Consider the following 2,517-nt stretch of genomic DNA (forward strand, 5'->3'; position numbering starts at 1 on the left):
GACTCAGTGATGTCCTTGAATCGTTTTTTATGAATATGATGAACATAAGATTGAAGGACCAATTCCAGGAAATTATCCTTTACGGCCTCAATTTGCTCTTTATGCACATATTTTGGCCGGCGGACTTTTATCAATTCAAGAGCACCCTCTGCCCAGCGAGCAGCCAGTTCATCATTCTCTTCAACTGCAGGCTTTATCGTCTCAAAAAAATCATAAGAATGATTACTGTTTTTTCCTTCCTGATACCGATCAGCGCCTTTTTCAGCAACTTCAATCATTTGCTCGGTCATTTCCAGCAAAGTTTGTGATAGCAATATCTTTCACCTCAATGCCTATCGTACCAAATTTCACTCGCAAATTCAGCCGATACGGTATACCTTCTCAAACGCATACCTGTGTTCAGGCGATTGATACAGCTCATTTATACAAATATGAAGATCTATGATTTCTTCTTCCAGCACACTCAGGCGATCGTTTTCCGTTTCCCGCATCTCAGCCTCTAATGCATTTACAGAATGATTCAGGCTTTGCTCAGCTCGCGTTAATTCATCTTCTATATCAGAAAGCATACGGAGAATATCTGTCTTGCATACATAACCGGACATTCGTGTACCTCCCTTTCTTGTCTCTCCCGGTTAACATTCTTTGCTCTCAAGGCTCTTTCCTTCCTCATGACAAAACTAGAAGCAAATCGCCAAACAAACAGGTATTCCACGAAAAGCTGAAGTTTTCGACAAAAACACCCGCAAAAATTGTATGATCCTCCTCGTTAATGCAAACGATACTTGTGAGGAGGTGCCGTATGAAAACAAGACCGAAAAAAGCCGGCCAGCAAAAAAAGACTGAATCAAAGGCAATCGATTCTTTAGATAAAAAATTAGGCGGCCCGAACCGCCCTTCTACGTAAGAAGCAAGGAATTTCCTTGCTTCTTTATTTTTTCAGCCACTGCTCCACCGCAAAAAGCGCATGAAGCTGGCGCTTTTTATGTAAATACCAGTCTGTCAATTCAATCTGCTTCGGCAATTCCTCGCGCCTAAAGAACGTTTTCTTTATCTTTCCATGAAACCAATCTGTTTTCGTTCCGTCTAATGAGTGGATTAACTCAGGGTAGCATGTCCTTAGCATAGGAGATGTTCTTTTTGTAATCCCGATCATCTTTTCCATATCAAAACGGGAACCTGTGTGCGGCACTGTGTGCAAAAAGTGATAAAAAGAGGAGAACAATTCTGGCTTGAACAGCAAGTGAGACAGCTGCTTTCCCAGCCTTATCCTTTCCTCCGCCTTTGAAAAGCGTTTCACTGAAATGCCGTAAAAAAACCCATTTGAGGAAGGAAAAATAACGGTGTTAAAATGAAACCAGTCACTTAAATAAAAAGGAATCGTGTCAAAAACATTCTTTTTAAACGAAGGATTTTGTATAATAGGTGTTTGGATAGTGTTTTGTTCATTTATAATGAGGGCATACATTAGCCGCTCCGTATTTCGCTCATGCCAAAAACGGGTCCATTCTTCCGACATAAATTGTGAGACGCCAAACACATGCAGCAGATGAAACAGCGGTTTCCCAACTCTTTTTGACCAGTGGTATAAAAGAAGCTGCGGATAGGCATCCGAAAAAATAAGCCAGTTCGCTCTTTCATAGGCTAAAAAGAACCATTTTTGCTGTCTCTCACGGAGTCCAAGCTGAAACAGACTGCCTTTTAAGTCAGTCATTGACCAGCCGGCATTACGAGAAACGAAAGAAGCCAAAAGCGACCATTTGATTTCCGGATGACGGTCGTAAAATGCTTTATAAGCATTTGTTCTTGAAATGTTATCCGCGTTTTTCATTTTTGTCTGCCGCTCAATCCGGCTCAGAAGCTTTCTAATGGTCTGTTGTTCTTGCACGTTCATTCACTTCCGTCATGATTAGTTTAATAAGGAGGATGAGAAAGTGATTCGGTATCCTAACGGAAAAACATTTCAGCCGAAACATTCGGTTTCATCCCAAAACAGTCAGAAAAGGGCCCCGTCTTACAGTAATCGCGGAATGACCCTCGAAGATGACTTAAACGAAACGAATAAGTATTATCTGACAAACCAAATTGCCGTTATACACAAAAAGCCGACACCTGTTCAAATTGTAAATGTCCATTATCCAAAAAGAAGTGCCGCAGTGATTAAAGAAGCTTACTTTAAACAATCATCGACAACAGACTACAATGGGATTTACAAAGGGCGGTATATTGATTTTGAGGCGAAAGAAACGAAAAACAAGACCTCTTTCCCCCTGCAGAATTTTCATGACCATCAAATCGAGCATATGAAGCAGGTAAAGGCTCAAGACGGTATTTGTTTTGTTATTATATCCGCTTTCGACCAGGTTTATTTTTTGGAAGCCGATAAGCTGTTTTATTTCTGGGACAGAAAAGAAAAAAACGGCAGAAAATCAATTCGAAAAGATGAGTTGGAAGAAACAGCTTATCCGATTTCTCTTGGATACGCACCCAGAATTGATTATATTAGTATTATGGAAC

General features: G+C 40.6%; 5 protein-coding genes. 2 read left to right on the forward strand and 3 right to left on the reverse strand.

Annotated elements, in window-relative coordinates; all coding sequences use genetic code 11:
- Both RAC86_RS37680 and RAC86_RS37685 read right to left on the reverse strand, forming a co-directional pair.
- A partial coding sequence (locus RAC86_RS37680) for a YppE family protein (RefSeq protein WP_377886855.1) occupies nt 1-314 on the reverse strand: 314 nt, incomplete at its 3' end.
- Between the two features lie 45 nt (nt 315-359).
- Nucleotides 360-605, reverse strand: a complete 246-nt coding sequence (locus RAC86_RS37685; RefSeq protein WP_004398488.1) for a YppD family protein — start codon at nt 603-605, stop codon at nt 360-362.
- A 197-nt stretch (nt 606-802) separates the two neighbouring features.
- Between RAC86_RS37685 and sspM the strand changes: the two genes are divergently transcribed.
- On the forward strand, nt 803-907 hold the full coding sequence (sspM, locus tag RAC86_RS37690) for an acid-soluble spore protein SspM (protein ID WP_003225606.1): 105 nt from the start codon (nt 803-805) through the stop codon (nt 905-907).
- Nucleotides 908-931: 24 nt separating this feature from the next.
- Here the strand turns inward: sspM and RAC86_RS37695 are convergent, their stop codons facing one another.
- A complete protein-coding gene (locus tag RAC86_RS37695; RefSeq protein ID WP_128993051.1) occupies nt 932-1,894 on the reverse strand; it encodes a DUF2515 domain-containing protein in 963 nt (320 codons plus the stop codon).
- 40 nt (nt 1,895-1,934) lie between these two features.
- On the opposite strand from RAC86_RS37695, the gene recU reads away from it, so the two are divergent.
- Nucleotides 1,935-2,517: Holliday junction resolvase RecU (recU, locus tag RAC86_RS37700; RefSeq protein ID WP_377886856.1), on the forward strand; the 583-nt coding region annotated here is incomplete at its 3' end.

This window comes from Bacillus sp. LR_5, assembly GCF_042709275.1.

Coding starts and splice junctions, on each gene's coding strand:
- RAC86_RS37685 (WP_004398488.1), bottom strand. CDS start 605: ATGTCCGGTTATGTATGCAAGACAGATATTCTCCGTATGCTTTCTGAT.
- sspM (WP_003225606.1), top strand. CDS start 803: ATGAAAACAAGACCGAAAAAAGCCGGCCAGCAAAAAAAGACTGAATCA.
- RAC86_RS37695 (WP_128993051.1), bottom strand. CDS start 1,894: ATGAACGTGCAAGAACAACAGACCATTAGAAAGCTTCTGAGCCGGATT.